Origin of the sequence: Streptomyces sp. NPDC049585, assembly GCF_040675615.1 — a bacterium.
Lineage (GTDB): Bacteria > Actinomycetota > Actinomycetes > Streptomycetales > Streptomycetaceae > Streptomyces > Streptomyces luteosporeus.
Genome location: NZ_JBFAPE010000017.1, coordinates 113908 through 131443, shown reverse-complemented (window position 1 = coordinate 131443; position 17536 = coordinate 113908). Strand labels below are relative to the sequence as shown.

Sequence of the window (17536 nt, the reverse complement as noted above, 5' to 3'; positions counted from 1 at the left end):
GTCATCGCAACCGGCGTGAAACACCTCACGGCACTGACCGAAACCCCGCTGCGACAGCCTCGGGGCCACACGCCCCACCGGGACCACCGGCCCGCTCGGGGGCACGGGCCGCGGCCGTGAGGAGACCACGACGTTGAATGGCGCAGACACCGCGTTCGTACTGATCAGTGCGGCACTCGTGATGCTGATGACACCCGCCCTGGCCTTCTTCTACGGCGGCATGGTGCGGGTCAAGAGCGCACTCAACATGCTGATGATGTCCTTCATCTCGCTCGGCATCGTCACCGTCCTGTGGGTGCTTTTCGGCTACTCGCTCGCCTTCGGCGACGACACCGGCGCCGGTCTGCTGGGCGACCTCGGCCACGCCGGCTTCCAGGGCATCCACCCGGACACCCTCACCGGCGGCAAGGAAGGCATCCCCGTCCTCGCCTTCGCCCTCTTCCAGCTGATGTTCGCCGTCATCACCCCCGCCCTCATGAGCGGCGCCCTCGCCGACCGGGTGAAGTTCAGCGCCTGGTCGCTGTTCATCACCCTGTGGGTCAGCATCGTCTACTTCCCCGTCGCCCACTGGGTCTGGCAGTCCGACGGCTGGCTGTTCAAACTCAAGGTCATCGACTTCGCCGGTGGCACGGCCGTCCACATCAACGCCGGCGTCGGCGCACTGGCCGCCGTCCTCGTCGTCGGCAAGCGCATCGGCTTCAAGAAGGACCCCATGCGCCCCCACAGCCTGCCGCTGGTGATGCTCGGCGCGGGACTGCTGTGGTTCGGCTGGTTCGGCTTCAACGCCGGCTCGGCCCTCGCCGCCAACGGCACCGCCGCCAACATGGCCATGAACACCCAGGTCGCCACCGGCGCCGCCATGCTCGGCTGGCTCGCCTACGAACGCATCCGGCACGGCGCCTTCACCACCCTCGGCGCCGCCTCCGGCGCCGTCGCCGGACTCGTCGCCATCACCCCCTCCGGCGCGGCGGTCAACGCCTTCGGCGCCCTGCTCATCGGCGTCGTCGCCGGAGCCGTGTGCTCCTGGGCGGTCAGCTGGAAGTTCCGCCTCGGCTACGACGACTCCCTCGACGTGGTCGGCGTCCACCTCGTCGGCGGCGTCATCGGCACCCTCCTCGTCGGCCTCCTGGCCGTCGACGGCGTCGGCGGCCTCACCCAGCTCGGCCGCCAGGCCCTCGGCGCCTTCTCCGTCATGGCCTACTCCTTCACCGTCTCCTGGCTGCTCGCCAAACTCGTCGACCGGCTCGTCGGCTTCCGGGCGAGCGAGGAGGACGAGGTCGGCGGCATCGACCAGGCGTTCCACGCCGAGACCGCCTACGACTTCAGCGCGGTGGGCGGCGCCCCGGCCTCCCGCACCCCCGCTCCCGCACCCCAGGGCGCCCACGAGAACAGCGACAGGAAAGTGGACGCATGAAGCTCATCACCGCCATCGTCAAGCCCCACCGCTTCGAGGCGGTCAAGGACGCCCTGCGCGCCTTCGGCGTGCACGGCCTGACCGTCACCGAATCCAAGGGCTACGGCCGCCAGCACGGCCACACCGAGGTCTACCGCGGCGCGGAGTACACCATCGACCTCGTCCCCAAGATCCGCATAGAGGTCCTCGCCGAGGACGCCGACGCCGACGACATCGTGGACGTCATCGTCAAGAGCGCCCGCACCGGCAAGATCGGCGACGGCAAGGTCTGGACGGTCCCCGTCGAGACCACCGTCCGCGTCCGCACGGGCGAACACGGCCCCGACGCGCTGTGACCTCCGGTCGGGGGCGGCAACGCCGCGGCGCGGGGCGCCCCGGCACCCGTTGCCCGACGGCCCGCGCCGGGAGCCCACCGGGCCCCGGCCCCGCAGCGCAGGTCGGCGCGCCACCCGGCCGACGGCCGGGGTGGTGCCGTCCGCAGGGGGCCGGTTCCCGGGCTCTGGCCCGGGCCCGGTCGTCCGGCTCGCCGCGTGGCGCTTGCCGGGGCCCGGGGGTCCGGGGCAGGTCCCGGAGCTTCGTCCCGGCTCGCCCCCGGAGGCTCGCCGGGCCTGCGGTCCCGGGCCTCGCGTTGGCCCGCCCCCGGCCGCCGGCCTGCGGCCCTTCCCGGAGGCGCGGGCCCTGGTCCTCGTTTGGCGCTCGCCACCCGCGCTCGCCGGAGGTGGCCCAGGGCGCGGCCGGGCCTCGGACCGGGTGCAGGCCTCGGCCCGCCACCGGCCTCGCCGGGCCTGCCGGCCCGGCGGCCGGGGCTCGGTCCGGGCGCGGGGCGCCCCGCTGCCCGGCCGTTGGCGGAGCGGGTGCTTGCGGGGCGGCCCGGAGTCCGGCCCCGGGCCCGGCATCGCACGGGAACCCGCGCCGCGCGGGGGACCCGCAACGCGGTCGTCGGTCGGCGGCCGCTCACCGCAATCAGCACAGGGGAAAGCACCGTGACCCGGAAACCGTCACCCGCCGGCGGCGGGTATGCCGCCGCTCGGTTGCGGCTGCTCAGCGACGCGCCGCACACCGGTGCGGCGCTGCGTGCGCGGCTTGCGCGCATCACCGATCAATGGCTCGGCGGACTGCTGGGCAAGTCCGCCGGCGGCGTCGCGCTCGTCGCCGTCGGCGGGTACGGGCGCGGTGAGCTCTCGCCGCGCAGCGACCTCGACCTGCTGCTGCTCCACGACGGCACCGCGGGCCATCCCGCCGTCGCGGCCGTGGCCGACCGCCTCTGGTACCCCGTGTGGGACCTCGGGCTCAGTCTCGACCACTCCGTCCGCACCCCCGCCGAGGCCCGCAAGGCCGCCGCCGGTGACCTCAAGGTGCACCTCGGACTGCTCGACGCCCGTCACATCGCCGGCGACCCGGAGCTGACGGCCGGGGTGCGCGCCGCCGCGTACGAGGACTGGCGTGCCCAGGCCCCGCACCGCCTGCCGGAGCTGCGCGAGATGTGCGAGGAGCGCGCCCGCCGCCACGGCGAACTGCGCTTCCTGCTCGAACCCGATCTCAAGGAGTCCCGCGGCGGCCTGCGCGACGCCACCGCCCTGCGTGCCGTCGCCGCCTCCTGGCTCGCGGACGCCCCGCGCGACGGGCTGGAGGCCGCCCGCATGCTCCTGCTCGACACCCGCGACGCGCTCCACCTGACCACCGGCCGTGCCAGCGACCGCCTCGCCCTGCAGGAACAGGACCAGGTCGCCACCGCCCGCGGCCTGTCCGACGCCGACGCCCTGCTGCGCCAGGTGTACGAGGCCGCCCGCACCGTCTCGTACGCCGCGGACGTCACCTGGCGCGAGGTCGGCCGCGTGCTGCGCGCCCGTTCCGGCCGGCCCCGGCTGCGCCGGATCCTGGGCGGCCGGGGCGGGCGGGGCGGCTTCGTCGAGCCCGAGCGCGTTCCGCTCGCCGAGGGCGTGGTCGAGCAGGACGGCGAGGCCGTCCTCGCCCGTACCGCCCGTCCCGAGCACGACCCCCTGCTGCCGCTGCGCGCCGCCGCGGCCGCCGCGCAGGCGGGTCTGCCGCTGTCCCGGCACACGGTGCGCCGGCTGGCCGCCGCCGGCCCGTTGCCGGTGCCCTGGCCCGCCGAGGCCCGCGACCGGCTCGTGGCCCTGCTGGGCGCCGGCGAGCCCACGGTGGCCGTCTGGGAGGCCCTGGAAGCCGAGGGCCTGGTCGCCCGGCTGCTGCCGGAGTGGGAGCACGTGCGCAGCAGGCCGCAGCGCAACCCGATCCACCGCTTCACCGTCGACCGCCACCTGGTGGAAACCGCCGTGCAGGCAGCTGCCCTGACCCGCCGCGTCCACCGCCCCGACCTGCTGCTGATCGCCGCACTCCTGCACGACGTCGGCAAGGGCCGCCCCGGCGACCACAGCGAGACCGGCGCGGCCCTGGCGCACGACGTGGCCCTGCGCATCGGCCTGGGCAGCGCGGACGCGGCCGTCGTCGCCGCCCTCGTCCGGCACCACCTGCTGCTGGCCGACACCGCGACCCGGCGCGACCTCGACGACCCCGCCACCGTCCGTACGGTCGTCGAGGCCGTCGGCAGCGCCGACACGCTGGAGCTGCTGCACGCCCTCACCGAGGCCGACGCCCTGGCGACCGGCCCCGCCGCCTGGAGCTCGTGGCGCGCCTCTCTGGTCGCCGACCTCGTGCGGCGCGCGGCCGCCGCCCTGGAGGGCCGGCCCCTGCCGGCCGGCCGGGACCGCGCCGAGCCCACCGCCGAGCAGCGCGGGCAGGCCGACGAGGCGGCCCGTACCGGCGCTCCCGTCGTCGCCCTGCGGGCCGGGGCGGGGCAGGCCACGGAGGCGGGGGAGGAGCCGGTCGGGGTCGAGCTGTCCATGGCCGTCCCCGACCAGCCGGGCGTCCTGCCGGCCGCGGCGGGCGTGCTGGCCCTGCACCGACTGACCGTGCGCTCGGCGGAGCTGCGCGCGGTGGACCCCGGTGTCCTGCTGCTGCGCTGGCGCGTGGCCGCCGAGTACGGCTCCCTGCCGGAGGCGGGCCGCCTGCGCAACGACCTCGTACGCGCCCTGGACGGCTCGCTGGACATCGCCGCGCGCCTGGCGGAGCGCGAGGCGGCGTACGCCCGGCGCCGCAGGCCCGTGCACGCGCCACCGCACGTCGTGGTGGCGCGCGAGGGCGCATCGCGCGACGCCACGGTCCTGGAGGTGCGCGCCCAGGACGCCCCGGGCCTGCTGCACCGCCTGGGGCGTGCCCTGGAGGCGCAGGGCGTATGGGTGCGCAGCGCGCACGTGAGCACGCTGGGGGCGAGTGTGGTGGATGCGTTCTACGTGACCGGTGCGCACGGCGAGCCGCTGTCGGAGCGCGATGCGGCGCGGCTCGCGGGAGCGGTGACGCGGGCCCTGGGAGAGGGATTGTCGACCGCGCAGGGCCCGGGGGTGGCCGGGCCGGATACTCTTGAGGGCGATTGACCCTGCCCCCTGACCATGAGGACCCACGAGCGCCGTGTTCGACACCCTCTCCGATCGCCTTGCAGCGACCTTCAAGAATCTGCGGGGCAAAGGCCGCCTGACCGAGGCGGACATCGACGCCACCGCGCGCGAGATCCGCATCGCCCTCCTTGAGGCGGACGTGGCGCTCCCGGTAGTCCGGGCCTTCATCAAGCAGGTCAAGACCCGCGCCCTGGGCGCGGAGGTCTCGCAGGCGCTGAATCCCGCGCAGATGGTGATCAAGATCGTCAACGAGGAGCTCATCGGCATCCTCGGTGGCGAGACCCGCCGCCTGCGCTTCGCCAAGCAGCCCCCGACCGTGATCATGCTCGCGGGTCTGCAGGGTGCCGGTAAGACGACGCTCGCCGGAAAGCTCGGCCGCTGGCTCAAGGCCCAGGGGCATGCGCCCCTGCTGGTCGCCTGCGACCTGCAGCGTCCGAACGCCGTCAACCAGCTCGCGGTGGTCGCCGAGCGCGCCGGCGTCGGCGTGTACGCGCCGCAGCCGGGCAACGGTGTGGGCGACCCGGTGCAGGTGGCCAAGGACTCGATCGACTACGCGCGCACCAAGCAGCACGACGTCGTCATCGTCGACACCGCCGGCCGTCTCGGTATCGACGCCGAGATGATGCAGCAGGCCGCGGACATCCGTGACGCCGTGCAGCCGCAGGAGATCCTCTTCGTCGTCGACGCCATGGTCGGTCAGGACGCGGTCAACACCGCCGAGGCCTTCCGCGACGGCGTCGGCTTCGACGGCGTGGTGCTCTCCAAGCTCGACGGCGACGCCCGCGGCGGTGCCGCGCTGTCGGTCGCGCACGTGACCGGCAAGCAGATCATGTTCGCCTCCAACGGCGAGAAGCTGGACGACTTCGACGCGTTCCACCCGGACCGCATGGCGTCCCGCATCCTCGGCATGGGCGACATGCTCAGCCTGATCGAGAAGGCCGAGCAGACCTTCAGCCAGGCCGAGGCCGAGAAGATGGCGGCCAAGCTGGCGAAGGGCCCCAAGGAGTTCACGCTCGACGACTTCCTGGCCCAGATGGAGCAGGTCCGCAAGATGGGCTCCATCTCCAAGCTGCTGGGCATGCTGCCGGGCATGGGCCAGTTCAAGGACCAGATCAACAACCTCGACGAGCGCGAGGTCGACCGCACCGCGGCGATCATCAAGTCGATGACCCCGGCCGAGCGCCAGGACCCGACGATCATCAACGGCTCCCGCCGGGCCCGTATCGCCAAGGGTTCGGGCGTGGACGTCAGCACCGTGAAGAACCTGGTCGAGCGCTTCTTCGAGGCCCGCAAGATGATGTCCCGCATGGCCCAGGGCGGCATGCCCGGTATGCCGGGGCTGCCGGGTATGCCCGGCGCGGGCGCCGGGGCGCGCAAGAAGAAGCAGATCAAGCAGGGCAAGGGCAAGCGGCAGTCGGGCAACCCGATGAAGCGCAAGGCCGACGCCGAGGCGGCCGCCGCCCGTCGTGAGCAGGCGCAGGCCGGCAACCCGCTGGGGCTGCCGTCCGGCCAGGACGGTCAGAGCTTCGAACTGCCCGACGAATTCAAGAAGTTCATGGGCTGAGCGGCCGAGCGGCTCGGCTCACCGCGGCAGGCTCTCGCGCGGCCCCCGGCGATTCTTCGCCGGGGGCCGTTCGCGTGGCGGGCCGCCGGTTCTCAGCGCACCCGTGCGATCAGGTAGCGGAAGACGTTGGGCATCCACACCGTCCCGTCACGTCGCTGGTACGGGTGGAGGGCCTCCACGAGCTCCTTGGTGACCTGGTCCTCGTCGGTCGCCCGGATCGCCGTGTCGAAGGCGCCCGTGGAGAGCATCCCGCGCACCGCGCTGGGCAGGTCGGCGTAGCCGTACGGGCAGGAGACGCGGCCGGAACCGTCGGGGGTCAGTCCCGCGGTGCGGGCGAGGTCCTCGAGGTCGTCGCGGCCGCTGGGCCGCCAGCGGGCGGGGGCGCACATGGGGTCGGCCAGGCGCGCGGCGACGCGCAGGGCGCCCGAGGCGGCGCAGCGCTCCTGCGGCCCCCAGCCGGCCAGGACGACGGGCGTGCCCGGTGTCGCCAGCGCGGTGGCGCGCGCGAGGGTCTGGGCCAGGCCGCGGGTGCCGCCGCCCGCGCAGTACAGCGGGTCGAAGGCGGTGATCAGGTTGAACGCCGGGCCGGTGGGGTCGTGGACGGCCTCGGGCCCGCCCAGCCCCAGGCGCCGTCCGGTCTCGGGGGCGCCGTCGGGCAGCAGGCGTTCGCGGGCGAGTGCGAGGCGGCGGCCGTCCTGGTCGACGCCGCTGACGCTGGCGCCCCGGGCGGCGGCCATCAGCAGGGCGAGGCCGGAACCGCAGCCGAGGCTGAGCAGTCGGGTGCCGGGGCCCGCTTCCAGGCGGTCGTAGACCGCTTCGTAGAGCGGCACCAGCATGCGTTCCTGGATTTCCGCCCAGTCGCGGGCCCGGGCTTCGGGCGAGGTCGGGGACGGCCGGTGCCGCCGCACGAGCGTTGGTGTCATCGAAAGGGCCCCAATCCGCCGGGTGACGTGTCCTGGTCCGTTGTGCCGCTGTTCGGCGTTCCGCGTCGCCCGTGCGACGCGGCGCGCTCCCGCCCCCGTGACGTGCCGCCGTTCGTGCTCCGTGCAGAAACCCCCCGATGCAATGCAACTGCGCTCGACGTCACTAGTCCAGGGGGTTGTGCGAGAAGGTTCCCCCGTGCGCCCCGATGGCATGTGCCGGGTGTCATCGCCTGAAATGGAAGTACCCGCGACGTGCGCGGATCAGGCGTCCGGGCGCAAGCCGTGCCGGGCCGACCGGCCGGGAAGGCGGGGTTGCGGGCGGACGGATTCACACTCGGCCGCGGGTGCCCCGTACCATTCGCAGCATGGCAAAGGCTCCCATTCTCACCCCCCAGGCGGAAGACTTCCCGCGCTGGTACCAGGACTTGATCAACAAGGCCGAGCTGGCCGACAACGGCCCGGTGCGCGGCACCATGGTCATCCGACCGTACGGGTACGGGCTCTGGGAGCGCATGCAGCAGGAGATGGACGCCCGGATCAAGGACGCGGGCGCCTCCAACGCGTACTTCCCGCTCTTCATCCCGCAGTCGTACCTGACGAAGGAGGCGGAGCACGTCGAGGGCTTCGCCCCCGAGCTGGCGGTCGTCACGCACGGCGGCGGCAAGGAGCTGGAGGAGCCGGTCGTGGTGCGGCCGACCTCCGAGACGATCATCAACGAGTACTTCTCGAAGTGGGTGCAGAGCTACCGCGACCTGCCCCTGCTGATCAACCAGTGGGCGAATGTCGTCCGTTGGGAGATGCGTCCGCGCGTCTTCCTGCGTACGAGCGAATTCCTCTGGCAGGAGGGCCACACCGCGCACGCCACCTACGAGGACGCCCGCGACTACGCGGCGCGCATTCACCGGGACGTCTACTACGACTTCATGGTGAACGTCCTGGGCATCGACGTGGTGCTCGGCCGCAAGACGCCCAAGGAGCGGTTCGCCGGCGCCATCAACACCCTCACCCTCGAGGGCATGATGGGCGACGGCAAGGCGCTGCAGCTGGGCACCAGCCACGAGCTCGGCCAGAATTTCGCGAAGGCCTTCAACACCTCGTACCTGTCGAAGGACGGCCACCAGGAACTGGTCTGGCAGACCTCCTGGGGCGTGTCCACCCGCATGGTCGGCGGTCTGATCATGTCGCACGGCGACGACAACGGCCTGCGGGTGCCGCCGCGCCTGGCGCCGGTGCAGGCCGTGGTCCTGGCGATCAAGGGCGACGAGGCCGTGCTGGCCAAGGTCCGCGAGATCGGCGACGTCCTCAAGGCGGCCGGCGTGCGCGTGCAGGTCGACGACCGCACCGACACCCCCTTCGGCCGCCGCGCCGTGGACTGGGAGCTCAAGGGTGTCCCGGTGCGCATCGAGATCGGCCCGCGCGACCTGGAGAACGGCACCGCGATGCTGGCCCGCCGGATCCCCGGCGGCAAGGAGCCGGTGCGCATCGACGAGCTGGCCGCGCTGCTGCCGAAGGTCCTGGAGGAGGACCAGGAGCTGCTGCTGCGCCAGTCGCGCGAGCGCCGCGAGTCGCGTACGACCGACGTGAAGACCATCGAGGAGGCCGCCGAGGCCGCCGCTGCCGGTGGCTGGGCCCGCATCCCGTGGTCGGTGCTGGGCGCCGAGGGCGAGGCCAAGCTCGCCGAGCAGGCCGTGACCGTGCGCTGCCTGGTCGCGGAGGACGGCTCCGTGCCGGACTCCGACGATGCGCCGGGTGCGATCGCGATCGTGGCCCGCGCCTACTGAGCCGGAGACCCCCGGGTGCGCGCCCCACGGCGCGCGCCCGGGGGTTCGCGCTTGCCGGCGTGCGTACGCCGAGGTGCTTACCCCGGAGTCAGTACGTCCCACCTTGCGAACGGGTGAGCGGGTCATCCCCCTTCTCCGCAGTTCTGCGCACCCGCCCTCGTCAGGGCGCATCAGTCGGGAAACTGACTGGTACGTGCAAAATATTTGAGATGGCCCGGTATCGGAACACCGGGCTGTGCCTGCTCGTTGTCACGACGTGAGCACGACACCACCTGTTCTCGCCGCAGAGCTGGCGCAGGCGTGGGCCGACATTCAGCGGTACCACCCCGAGCTGCCGGATCTAGCCGCGCCCGAATCGTTGATCGGGGAGTCGTCGTCCGCCTGTGGCGCCGAGCTCTCCTTCGAGAGGCTGCTGCACGAGGCGGTCCACGGCATCGCGGCCGCCCGCGGTGTCCGCGACACCTCCCGTGCCGGCCGCTACCACAACCGGCGGTTCCTGGCGATCGCCGAGGAGCTGGGGCTCGACCACAGCGAGGAGCCGCATCCCAGCAGCGGCTTCTCCCTGGTCGTGCTGAACGCGGAGGCGCGCAAGCGCTACCGGCCGACCATGGAGAGACTGCAGCGCGCGCTCAAGGCCCACACCGTCGCGACGGCCGCCGACACCTCGCGCACCTTCCGGGGTCCGGCGGCGCGGCACGGGTCGTCCGGCGGGGGCGTGCGGGTCAAGGCGGTGTGCGAGTGCGGGCGCAACGTCCGGGTCGTGCCGTCCGTGCTGGCCCAGGCGCCGATCATGTGCGGCGGCTGCGGTCAGCCCTTCCGGATCCCCGAAGCCGTCCCCGTCGGCTCCGGTCGCTGAGTTCGACACACCGTGTGGCACAATAGGTCGCTGTACTCGACAGTCGCACAGGACCCCTCTCTCCTCCGGCTGACGCGTCCATCGGGCACCCGAGTACCGCAACCCCACGTGGCATCTCGTTGTGCCCACCACGTCAAGACCAGGAGACACCACTTCCGTGGCAGTCAAGATCAAGCTGAAGCGTCTGGGCAAGATCCGTTCGCCTCACTACCGCATCGTCGTCGCCGACTCCCGTACCCGCCGTGACGGCCGGGCCATCGAGGAGATCGGCCTGTACCACCCGGTGCAGAACCCCTCGCGCATCGAGGTCAACAGCGAGCGCGTGCAGTACTGGCTGGGTGTCGGCGCGCAGCCGACCGAGCCGGTCCTGGCCATCCTGAAGGTCACCGGCGACTGGCAGAAGTTCAAGGGTCTGCCGGCCCCGGCCCCGATGCTGGTCGCCGAGCCCAAGGCCGACACCAGCGGTCTCTTCGAGGCCGCCGTGAACGCCGCCGGCGAGGTGAAGGGCGAGGCCATCACCCCGAAGGCCAAGAAGTCGGAGAAGAAGGACGAGGCCGACGCCGCCGAGTCCGCTGAGTCGACCGAGGCCTGAGGATGCTCGAGGAGGCCCTTGAGCACCTCGTGAAGGGCATCGTCGACAACCCCGACGACGTGCAGGTCGCCTCGCGCAACCTGCGTCGTGGGCAGGTGCTGGAGGTCCGGGTCCACCCCGACGACCTCGGCAAGGTGATCGGCCGCAACGGCCGCACCGCACGTGCTCTGCGTACCGTCGTCGGCGCCCTCGGCGGCCGTGGCATCCGCGTCGACCTGGTCGACGTGGACAACGTCCGCTGAGCAGCGATAGCGCACCGGCATGAGGCCGGGGGTGGGAGACCACCCCCGGCCTCTGTCGTGCGCACCCCCCCGCAGAAGCGACAATTGAGGAACCGGACCAGAAGGGGACCGAAGAGCGTGCAGCTGGTAGTCGGCAGGATCGGCCGGGCCCACGGCATCAAGGGCGAGGTCACCGTGGAGGTGCGCACGGACGAGCCCGAGCTGCGGCTCGGCCCCGGCGCGGTGCTGATGACCGATCCCGCGGGCGTGGGGCCGCTGACCGTGGAGACCGGCCGTGTGCACAGCGGACGGCTGCTGCTGCGCTTCACGGGCGTGGCCGACCGCAACGCCGCCGAGGCGCTGCGCAACACCCTGCTGATCGCCGAGGTCGACCCCGACGAGACGCCCGAGGACCCCGAGGAGTACTACGACCACCAGCTGGTCGACCTCGACGTGGTCACCGTCGACGGCACGGCCGTCGGCCGCATCTCGGAGATCTCCCACCTGCCCTCGCAGGACCTGTTCATCGTCGAGTGCGAGGACGGCAGCGAGGTGATGATCCCCTTCGTGTCCGAGATCGTCACGGAGATCGACCTCGAGAATCAGCGCGCCGTCGTCGACCCGCCGCGCGGGCTGCTGGACAGTGGGCAGGCCGAGGTCGCCGGTGCGCGCACCGAGGGCCCGGAGGGTGACGCCTGATGCGCCTCGACGTCGTCACGATCTTCCCCGAGTACCTCGAACCGCTGAACGTCTCCCTCGTCGGCAAGGCCCGGGCCCGCGGTCAGCTGGACGTGCGCATCCACGACCTGCGCGCCTGGACGCACGACAAGCACAACACCGTCGACGACACCCCCTACGGCGGCGGCCCCGGCATGGTCATGAAGCCCGAGCCCTGGGGCGAGGCGCTCGACGAGATCATCGCCTCGGGCCAGGAGGAGCAGCGGCCGGTCCTGGTCGTGCCCACGCCCAGCGGCAAGCCCTTCACCCAGGAGCTGGCCGTCGAGCTCTCCGAGAAGCCCTGGCTGGTCTTCACCCCCGCCCGCTACGAGGGCATCGACCGCCGCGTCATCGAGGAGTACGCCGAGCGTCTCGATGTGCGCGAGGTGTCCATCGGCGACTACGTCCTGGCCGGCGGCGAGGCCCCCGTCCTGGTCATGGTCGAGGCCATCGCCCGGCTGCTGCCCGGCGTCCTGGGCAACGCCGAGTCCCACCGCGACGACTCCTTCGCCCCCGGCGCCATGGCCGACCTGCTCGAAGGCCCCGTCTACACCAAGCCGCCGGAGTGGCGCGGCCGGGGCATCCCGGACGTCCTCCTCAGCGGTCACCACGGGAAGATCGCCCGCTGGCGCCGCGACGAGGCCTTCCGCCGCACCACGCGGAACCGGCCCGACCTGATCGAGCGCGCCGACCCGGCCGCCTTCGACAAGAAGGACCGCGAAATGCTCTCGATCCTCGGCTGGGGCCCCGGCGCCGACGGTCGATTTGGGCCAGTGGCACCCCCCGTGGAAGAATGAGCCGTTGCCTTGCGTCCGGCGCACGCCCCTGCCACAGGGGGAACGACGTCCGCCCGACGGTGGGGCACCCCTTCACCTCCCGTACGAGTACCGCTGATGACCTGTGGCATCGGCGAGGAAGCAGACATTCATGTCCAACCGTCTCTCGGCCGTCGACGCCGCTTCGCTGCGCACCGACGTCCCGGCGTTCCGCCCCGGCGACACCGTGAACGTCCACGTCCGCGTCATCGAGGGCAACCGCTCCCGCATCCAGCAGTTCAAGGGTGTCGTCATCCGCCGCCAGGGTTCGGGCGTCAGCGAGACCTTCACGGTCCGCAAGGTCTCCTTCTCCGTCGGCGTCGAGCGCACCTTCCCGGTGCACAGCCCGATCTTCGAGAAGATCGAGCTGGTCACCCGTGGTGACGTCCGCCGCGCCAAGCTGTACTACCTCCGTGAGCTGCGCGGCAAGGCCGCGAAGATCAAGGAGAAGCGCGACAACTGAGCTTCCCGCCGGTGTTCCCGGGCGGCCGGATAGGCTCTCGGACCGATGGACACCGACGCACAGCTCGCACCGCTTCCGGAGCGCGACCGCTCTCCCCGCCCCGACCGGGTGGGGGAGCAGCGGTCGCGCTCCGCGCGTTTTCCCCGCCGTCACCTCGCGCGGGCCCGGCAGTGGCTGTCGGACGGCGGCCCGCTGCGCCGGGCCGGGGTGCTGCTGACCGTGTGCATGGTCACGCTGCTGCTGGTCAGCGGCTATGTGGTGCAGCCCTTCACGATCCCCAGCCGCTCGATGGAGAACACCCTGCGGGTCGGGGACCGGGTGCTGGTCAACAAGCTCGCCTACCGCTTCGGCGCCGAGCCGCAGCGGGGCGATGTGATCGTCTTCGACGGCACCGAGTCCTTCGTCCAGGACGCGCCGACCGAGAACGCCGTCATGGCGCTGATCCGCAAGGGCGGCTCCGCCCTCGGACTCATGCGGCCCACCCCCGGGACCGACTACGTCAAGCGCGTCGTGGGCACCGGCGGGGACCGGGTGCGCTGCTGCGACCGCCAGGGCCGGCTGGAGGTCAACGGCCGACCGCTGCTGGAGGCGGAGTACCTCTTCCCCGGTGATGTTCCCTCGCGGGTGCCGTTCGACATCGTGGTGCCGGAGGGCAAGCTATGGGTCATGGGTGACCATCGCAGTGACTCCCGGGACTCCCGTGACCACCTCGGCGAACCGGGCGGTGGCACCGTCCCCCTCGACCGGGTCGTCGGGCGCGCCGACTGGATCGGCTGGCCGCTGAGCCGCGTGGGCTCGGTACGGGAGACCGACGCCTTCGAGGGCGTACCCGCCCCTCCGAGGGGCGCCCATGGGTAGCCGGGGGCGCGCACCCGTACGCGAGAGCCGGGCCCAGGACGCCCGTACGGAGCCGGGGGCCCCGCCGCCCGCGACGGAAGGCCGCGCCGCCCGGCGCAGGGCCGCGCAGGCCGGTACGGCGCCCCCCGCCACCGGGGGCCGGGCCGCACGGCGCAAGGCGGCACGGCGCGTGAAGCGGCGGCGCCGGCGCCGGTCGGTGTACAAGGAAGTGCCCGTCCTGATAGGCGTCGCGGTGCTCATCGCGCTCGTGCTGAAGACCTTCCTCGTGCAGGCGTTCGTCATCCCCTCCGGTTCGATGGAGCAGACGATCCGCATCGGGGACCGGGTGCTGGTCGACAAGCTCACCCCGTGGTTCGGCACCCGGCCGCAGCGCGGGGACGTGGTGGTCTTCAAGGACCCCGGCGGCTGGCTGGAGGGCGAGCAGCGCTACGGGGGCGACGACCCGGTGGGCGTCAAGCAGGCCAAGCAGGTGCTCAGCTGGGTCGGCCTGCTGCCCTCGGCCGACGAACAGGACCTGATCAAGAGAGTGATCGGAGTCGGTGGCGACACGGTCAAGTGCTGTAACACCGACGGCAAAATCACGGTCAACGGAACACCGCTCACCGAGCCCTACCTCCACCCCGGCAACCCGCCCTCGCAGATCGCCTTCGAGGTGACCGTCCCGCCCGGACGGCTCTTCGTCATGGGTGACCACCGCTCGGACTCCGCCGACTCGCGCTACCACCTCGACGAGCCGCAACACGGCACCGTGGGCGAAAACCTGGTGGTGGGACGCGCGGTGGTGATCGCCTGGCCCTTCGGACACTGGCGCGGGCTGGCCGAACCGGGCCCGTTCGCCTCGGTGCGCAACGCGCCGCCGGCGGCGCGGGCCGCGGGGACGCAATCGGGCGCCGGGCCGCATAGTGTGTCCCCCATGGATCAAGAAGGATTGATCCGGCTCCCGACCCCTGCGGAACTCCCGCTCGTTATGGGAGTGGTGGGCCTGCGTCGTGTGTACGACAGGCGGCAGCGTGGAGTGAGGAGTGGATGTGGGGGATTTGGCGGTCGGCGCACGGTCCGGACACGGCGAACCCGAAAAGCACACCGGTCAGACGGATGAGCCCGCGGGGGCGGCCGGCGGCGAGACGCCGCAGGAGGCCGGTTCCTCCCCGGCCGGCGGCCGCAGCGACGACGGCCGCGAGCCGGCGGACACCGACGGCGGCAGCCGTGACGACGGCGGGCGCGGCGAGCGGCAGAAGCAGCGCTCGTTCTGGAAGGAGCTGCCGATCCTGGTCGGCATCGCCCTGGTGCTCGCGCTGCTGATCAAGACGTTCCTGGTGCAGGCGTTCTCCATCCCGTCCGAGTCGATGCAGAACACCCTGCAGCGCGGCGACCGGGTGCTGGTGGACAAGCTCACGCCGTGGTTCGGCTCCAAACCCGAGCGCGGCGAGGTCGTCGTCTTCCACGATCCGGGCGGCTGGCTGGGCGAGACCCCCAGCGCCGACAACGGCCCGGTGGCCGGTGGCCTGCAGAAGGTGCTCAGCTTCATCGGCCTGATGCCCTCCGCGGAGGAGAAGGACCTGATCAAGCGGGTCATCGCGGTCGGCGGCGACACCGTCGAGTGCAAGGGCAACAACGAGCCCGTCACGGTCAACGGCAAGGCGTTGAAGGAGCCGTACATCTTCCCCGGCAACACCCCCTGCGGCGACAAGCCCTTCGGCCCGATCAAGGTGCCGCAGGGCCGGATCTGGGTCATGGGCGACCACCGCCAGGACTCCCTCGACTCCCGCTACCACCAGGAGCTGGACCGCTTCCAGGGCACGGTCTCCGAGGACCAGGTCGTCGGGCGCGCCATCGTCGTCGCCTGGCCGGTCAACCGCTGGTCCACGCTGCCGGTGCCGGACACCTTCGACCAGCCCGGGCTCAGCGCCGCGGCCGCCTCGGCGCCGGCCGCCCTCGGGCTCGCGGGCGCGGTGCCGCTGGTGCTGTGGCGCCGCCGCCGGATCCTGCGCCGGGACGCCGCGGCGCTGCGCGAGGCCGCGCCCGCCGCGACGCCGAGGGGCTGACCGGGGGCGGTACCCCCGGGTAGGGTGCGGTCGCGGAGCACGTGAGGACCGGCCGCGCCGTTCCCGGGCGCTTCCGCGCACCGATCATCGACCCGGGCGGGGGCGGCATGAGCACAGCGGAACGCGACGAGCACGGCTCGGGTCGCACGGGCACGGTGCTGTCCGGGCTGGCCGTGGCCGTCGGCTGCGTGCTCTTCCTCGGCGGGTTCGCCTGGGCCGCCTGGCTCTACCGGCCCTACACCGTGCCCACCGACTCCATGGCGCCCACCATCGGGCGCGGCGACCGGGTGCTGGCCGAGCGGATCACCGGTGACGAGGTGCGGCGCGGGGACATCGTGGTCTTCGAGGACAAGGTCTGGGGCTCGGTGCCCATGGTCAAGCGCGTCGTCGGCGTCGACGGCGACAAGGTCGCCTGCTGCGATCCGCAGGGCCGGCTGACGATCAACGGCCAACCGGTCGAAGAACCGTATCTGCAGGGGGCGGGACCGGCCTCGCCCACGCCCTTCTCCGCCGCCGTCCCGCCCGGGCACCTCTTCCTCCTCGGCGACCACCGCAGCGACTCCGTCGACTCCCGCAGCCACATGGCCGGCACCGGGCAGGGCTCGGTGCCCCGCGAGACCGTACGGGCCCGGGTGGACGCCACCGCCTGGCCCGTCTCCGGCTGGGGCATGATCGAACGCCCGGACGCCTTCGCCGCCCTGCCCGGCGGCACCTCCCGGCCCGGGCCGCTGCCGCTGATCGTCACCGCCGCCGGCGTGGGCGCGGCGCTGATCTTCGGCGGAGCCGCGTACGGGCCGCTGGCCCGGCGGCGCTCCCGCAGCCCCGGCAGGACGGCGGTGTCGTCCCATGGATGAGTCCGGCTGCGAGCCCGGTCATGAGCCCGGCTGCGAGCCTGCTCATGAGCCCGGTTATGAGCCCGGCCGTGAGCCCGGGCCGCTGCGCAGGGCCGCGCGCGTCATCCTGCTCGACCCGGCCGACCGGATCCTGCTGCTGCACGGCTACGAGCCGGACGACCCCACCCTGTCCTGGTGGTTCACCCCCGGCGGCGGGCTGGAGGACGACGAGGACTGGCAGAGTGCCGCGCGCCGGGAGCTGGCCGAGGAGACCGGGATCACCGAGGTCGAGCTCGGTCCGCTGCTGTGGCTGCGCAGGTGCTCCTTCCCCTTCGCCGGCCGCCGCTGGGACCAGGACGAGCGCTACTACCTGGCCCGCACCCGACAGGAGCCCGCCTGGACGGGCGGCGGGACGGAGCTGGAGCGGCGCAGCCTGAGCGGGCTGCGGTGGTGGAGCTGCGGGGAACTGCTGGACACCCGTGAGACGGTGTACCCGACCAGGCTCGCCGAGCTGCTGCGCACGCTGCTCGACGAGGGACCCCCGAGTGCGCCGGTGCTGCTGGAGACGGAGCACGCCTGACGCACAATGGGGGGACGCACGGCTGAAGGGGAACATGCCATGAGCGCCGAGGACCTCGAGAAGTACGAAACCGAGATGGAGCTGAAGCTCTACCGGGAGTACCGCGACGTCGTCGGTCTGTTCAAATACGTGATCGAGACCGAGCGGCGCTTCTACCTGACGAACGACTACGAGATGCAGGTCCACTCCGTGCAGGGGGAGGTCTTCTTCGAGGTGTCGATGGCGGACGCGTGGGTCTGGGACATGTACCGGCCGGCACGCTTCGTGAAGCAGGTGCGGGTGCTCACGTTCAAGGACGTGAACATCGAGGAGCTCAACAAGACGGACCTGGACCTTCCGGGCACCTGATCGGGTCACCGGGTTTTCCCCAGGCGCGGGGTTATCCACCAAGATCCAACAGG

The 17536-nt window shown here is 72.5% G+C and carries 18 protein-coding genes; 17 read left to right on the top strand and 1 reads right to left on the bottom strand.

Annotated elements, in window-relative coordinates; genetic code table 11:
- Positions 1–133 precede the first annotated feature (133 nt).
- From AB0K17_RS19195 to ffh, 4 genes are all read left to right on the top strand, one after another.
- Positions 134–1414, top strand: coding sequence for an ammonium transporter (locus tag AB0K17_RS19195; RefSeq protein WP_365983623.1), 1281 nt, complete (start codon positions 134–136; stop codon positions 1412–1414).
- Positions 1411–1749 (top strand): P-II family nitrogen regulator, encoded by a 339-nt coding sequence (locus AB0K17_RS19190; protein WP_344435916.1) that lies wholly within the window; start codon positions 1411–1413, stop codon positions 1747–1749. The genes AB0K17_RS19195 and AB0K17_RS19190 overlap by 4 nt, the downstream gene beginning before the upstream one ends.
- A gap of 648 nt (positions 1750–2397) precedes the next feature.
- Positions 2398–4866, top strand: coding sequence for a [protein-PII] uridylyltransferase (locus AB0K17_RS19185; RefSeq protein ID WP_365983622.1), 2469 nt, complete (start codon positions 2398–2400; stop codon positions 4864–4866).
- A gap of 34 nt (positions 4867–4900) precedes the next feature.
- Positions 4901–6451: a signal recognition particle protein gene (gene ffh, locus AB0K17_RS19180; protein ID WP_365983621.1), complete on the top strand. Its 1551-nt coding sequence runs from the start codon at positions 4901–4903 to the stop codon at positions 6449–6451.
- Between the two features lie 92 nt (positions 6452–6543).
- Here the strand turns inward: ffh and AB0K17_RS19175 are convergent, their stop codons facing one another.
- Positions 6544–7374, bottom strand: a complete 831-nt coding sequence (locus AB0K17_RS19175; RefSeq protein WP_365983620.1) for a class I SAM-dependent methyltransferase — start codon at positions 7372–7374, stop codon at positions 6544–6546.
- 365 nt (positions 7375–7739) lie between these two features.
- On the opposite strand from AB0K17_RS19175, the gene proS reads away from it, so the two are divergent.
- From proS to AB0K17_RS19110, 13 genes are all read left to right on the top strand, one after another.
- Positions 7740–9155, top strand: coding sequence for a proline--tRNA ligase (gene proS, locus AB0K17_RS19170; protein ID WP_365983619.1), 1416 nt, complete (start codon positions 7740–7742; stop codon positions 9153–9155).
- Between the two features lie 256 nt (positions 9156–9411).
- Positions 9412–10011: a hypothetical protein gene (locus AB0K17_RS19165; RefSeq protein WP_365969160.1), complete on the top strand. Its 600-nt coding sequence runs from the start codon at positions 9412–9414 to the stop codon at positions 10009–10011.
- Positions 10012–10168: 157 nt separating this feature from the next.
- Positions 10169–10603, top strand: coding sequence for a 30S ribosomal protein S16 (gene rpsP, locus AB0K17_RS19160; protein ID WP_344435922.1), 435 nt, complete (start codon positions 10169–10171; stop codon positions 10601–10603).
- Between the two features lie 2 nt (positions 10604–10605).
- Positions 10606–10845: an RNA-binding protein gene (locus tag AB0K17_RS19155; protein WP_344435923.1), complete on the top strand. Its 240-nt coding sequence runs from the start codon at positions 10606–10608 to the stop codon at positions 10843–10845.
- A 117-nt stretch (positions 10846–10962) separates the two neighbouring features.
- Positions 10963–11523 (top strand): ribosome maturation factor RimM, encoded by a 561-nt coding sequence (rimM, locus tag AB0K17_RS19150; RefSeq protein ID WP_365983618.1) that lies wholly within the window; start codon positions 10963–10965, stop codon positions 11521–11523.
- Entirely contained in the window at positions 11523–12338 is an 816-nt protein-coding gene (gene trmD, locus AB0K17_RS19145) for a tRNA (guanosine(37)-N1)-methyltransferase TrmD (protein ID WP_365969164.1), read from the top strand. Before rimM ends, trmD begins: the two co-directional genes overlap by 1 nt.
- A gap of 130 nt (positions 12339–12468) precedes the next feature.
- Positions 12469–12819, top strand: a complete 351-nt coding sequence (gene rplS, locus AB0K17_RS19140; RefSeq protein WP_344435926.1) for a 50S ribosomal protein L19 — start codon at positions 12469–12471, stop codon at positions 12817–12819.
- A 45-nt stretch (positions 12820–12864) separates the two neighbouring features.
- On the top strand, positions 12865–13677 hold the full coding sequence (gene lepB / locus AB0K17_RS19135) for a signal peptidase I (protein ID WP_365983617.1): 813 nt from the start codon (positions 12865–12867) through the stop codon (positions 13675–13677).
- On the top strand, positions 13670–14776 hold the full coding sequence (gene lepB / locus AB0K17_RS19130; RefSeq protein WP_365983616.1) for a signal peptidase I: 1107 nt from the start codon (positions 13670–13672) through the stop codon (positions 14774–14776). The genes lepB (AB0K17_RS19135) and lepB (AB0K17_RS19130) overlap by 8 nt, the downstream gene beginning before the upstream one ends.
- Positions 14706–15722 carry a signal peptidase I gene (gene lepB, locus AB0K17_RS19125; protein ID WP_365969167.1) on the top strand — a complete coding sequence of 339 codons (1017 nt, stop codon included), beginning with the start codon at positions 14706–14708 and terminating at the stop codon, positions 15720–15722. Before lepB (AB0K17_RS19130) ends, lepB (AB0K17_RS19125) begins: the two co-directional genes overlap by 71 nt.
- A gap of 107 nt (positions 15723–15829) precedes the next feature.
- Positions 15830–16576, top strand: coding sequence for a signal peptidase I (gene lepB, locus AB0K17_RS19120; RefSeq protein WP_365983614.1), 747 nt, complete (start codon positions 15830–15832; stop codon positions 16574–16576).
- Complete coding sequence (locus AB0K17_RS19115) at positions 16569–17135, top strand: NUDIX hydrolase (RefSeq protein ID WP_365983613.1); 567 nt, start codon at positions 16569–16571, stop codon at positions 17133–17135. The genes lepB (AB0K17_RS19120) and AB0K17_RS19115 overlap by 8 nt, the downstream gene beginning before the upstream one ends.
- Positions 17136–17174: 39 nt before the next feature.
- Positions 17175–17483, top strand: a complete 309-nt coding sequence (locus AB0K17_RS19110) for a DUF2469 domain-containing protein (RefSeq protein WP_126916304.1) — start codon at positions 17175–17177, stop codon at positions 17481–17483.
- Positions 17484–17536: the final 53 nt, after the last annotated feature.

Bases quoted from the DNA above. Each gene is read 5' to 3' on its own strand.
- trmD (WP_365969164.1), top strand. From the start codon at position 11,523: ATGCGCCTCGACGTCGTCACGATCTTCCCCGAGTACCTCGAACCGCTG.
- lepB (WP_365983617.1), top strand. From the start codon at position 12,865: ATGGACACCGACGCACAGCTCGCACCGCTTCCGGAGCGCGACCGCTCT.
- AB0K17_RS19110 (WP_126916304.1), top strand. From the start codon at position 17,175: ATGAGCGCCGAGGACCTCGAGAAGTACGAAACCGAGATGGAGCTGAAG.
- AB0K17_RS19175 (WP_365983620.1), bottom strand. From the start codon at position 7,374: ATGACACCAACGCTCGTGCGGCGGCACCGGCCGTCCCCGACCTCGCCC.
- lepB (WP_365983614.1), top strand. From the start codon at position 15,830: ATGAGCACAGCGGAACGCGACGAGCACGGCTCGGGTCGCACGGGCACG.
- AB0K17_RS19190 (WP_344435916.1), top strand. From the start codon at position 1,411: ATGAAGCTCATCACCGCCATCGTCAAGCCCCACCGCTTCGAGGCGGTC.
- rplS (WP_344435926.1), top strand. From the start codon at position 12,469: ATGTCCAACCGTCTCTCGGCCGTCGACGCCGCTTCGCTGCGCACCGAC.
- lepB (WP_365983616.1), top strand. From the start codon at position 13,670: ATGGGTAGCCGGGGGCGCGCACCCGTACGCGAGAGCCGGGCCCAGGAC.
- proS (WP_365983619.1), top strand. From the start codon at position 7,740: ATGGCAAAGGCTCCCATTCTCACCCCCCAGGCGGAAGACTTCCCGCGC.
- AB0K17_RS19155 (WP_344435923.1), top strand. From the start codon at position 10,606: ATGCTCGAGGAGGCCCTTGAGCACCTCGTGAAGGGCATCGTCGACAAC.
- AB0K17_RS19115 (WP_365983613.1), top strand. From the start codon at position 16,569: ATGGATGAGTCCGGCTGCGAGCCCGGTCATGAGCCCGGCTGCGAGCCT.